Annotated in this window: 2 protein-coding genes and 1 pseudogene; all 3 read right to left on the minus strand. The window is 78.4% G+C overall.

Going from position 1 to position 1,625, the window contains the following annotated elements; all coding sequences use genetic code 11:
• Positions 1-185, minus strand: a pseudogene (locus WCS02_RS20190) (hypothetical protein); the annotation flags it as partial.
• A complete protein-coding gene (locus WCS02_RS20195) occupies positions 182-1,210 on the minus strand; it encodes an AAA family ATPase (RefSeq protein ID WP_340296100.1) in 1,029 nt (342 codons plus the stop codon). The gene WCS02_RS20195 and the pseudogene WCS02_RS20190, both read right to left, overlap by 4 nt.
• Positions 1,207-1,625, minus strand: a 419-nt coding sequence (locus WCS02_RS20200; protein WP_340296101.1) for a hypothetical protein, incomplete at its 5' end; no start/stop codon positions are given. The genes WCS02_RS20200 and WCS02_RS20195, both read right to left, overlap by 4 nt.

A 1,625-nucleotide genomic window follows, 5' to 3' on the forward strand; every position in this document is an offset into this window, starting at 1 on the left:
CGATCCGACTTGGACCGCAGCGGCGGCCGGGCGCGCGAGGCCAGCGCGCACGACAGCGCGAGCGGGACCCCGAGGACGGCGAGGTCCGGCGAGCCGAGGGCGACGCCCGCCACCAGGCCCCCGACGCCGAGCCCGAGGGCACGCCGGTAGGCCGCCGTGGGCACCCAGGCCAGCGTGCCGGTCACGGCGAGCGTGCCGGCCGGGTCGGCAGGGTGGCCGGGGTCGCGGTGGTCCGCAGGACGTCCGCGACGACCCCGGCGGCGGTGGCCGAGCCGTCCCAGGTCTGCACGCCCAGGGTGAGACGGTGGGCCAGCACCGACGGCGCCGCCTCCTGCACGTCCTCCGGCAGCACGACGTCCCGGCCGTCGAGCACCGCGAGCGCACGGGCGACCAGGAGCAGGGCGAGGCTGCCGCGCGGCGACGCCCCGACCTCGACGGCGGAGTGGGTGCGGGTGCCGGCGGCCAGGGAGACGCAGTACGCCAGCACGTCGGGGTCGACGTCGACCTGCTCGACGCCCGCCTGCATCCGCCGCAGCGTCGGGGCGTCGACGACGGCGCGCACCCGGGTGGCCTCGGCCCGCCGGGCGACGCGGCGGGCGAGGACCTCGGCCTCCTCCGCCGGCGCGGGGTAGCCGACCGAGACCCGGACGAGGAAGCGGTCGAGCTGGGCCTCGGGCAGCGGGTAGGTGCCCTCGTGCTCGACGGGGTTGGCCGTCGCGAGCACGTGGAACGGGACGGGCAGGCGGGTGGTCCGGCCCTCCACCGTGACCTGGCCCTCCTGCATGGCCTCCAGCAGCGCCGCCTGGGTCTTGGGCGGGGTGCGGTTGACCTCGTCGGCCAGGAGCAGGCCTGTGAAGACCGGGCCCGGCCGGAACTCGAACGAGGTCGTCGCCGGGTCGAAGACGAACGACCCCGTGACGTCGGACGGCAGCAGGTCCGGGGTGCACTGCAGCCGCGTGAACCCCAGGCCCAGCGCGAGGGCGAGGCTCCGGGCGGCCAGCGTCTTGCCCAGGCCTGGGACGTCCTCGACGAGGACGTGCCCGCCGGCGAGCACCGCGGCGAGCGCCAGGCGCAGCGTCGGGCGCATCCCGACGACGGCGCCGCCGACCTCCGCGAGGACGTCCGCGGCCAGCCGGGCCACGTCCGCCACGGGCAGCGGCACCACCTCCTCGTCGACCTCGGTCGGGCCCGGTCCGGTCGTCGCGGTCATGACGGTCTCCTCGTACTCGGGACAGGCAGGCCGACCGCCAGCCGGGCGGCGTCGGTGCGGGGGTCACGGGAGCCGGGCGGACCCAGCGCGTCGAGGGTGTCGAGCCGCCGGGCGACGGCGCGCCGGTCGTCCCGGTCGGTGCGGGCGGCCTCCATGCCGCGCTGGACCCCGGCGAGGACGTGCCAGCCGGGTCTGCTGCGCCGGGCCGGCGGGTAGGGCCACCGGGTGCCCGCCGGGTCCGCGACCTGCACCAGGAGGCCGAGCGCGACGACCGCGAGCGCGGCGAGGACGGTGCGGCCGGGTCCGGCCCCGACGAGCCAGCCCCCGCCGAGGGCGAGCAGCCCGCCGACCACGGCGCCGTCGATCTGCGCGGCCTCGAGCACCTCCCGCGGCACCTGCGTCAGCCCGGCGTACA

The sequence above is a fragment of the Aquipuribacter hungaricus genome (assembly GCF_037860755.1).
In the GTDB taxonomy this organism is placed as follows: Bacteria; Actinomycetota; Actinomycetes; order Actinomycetales; family JBBAYJ01; genus Aquipuribacter; species Aquipuribacter hungaricus.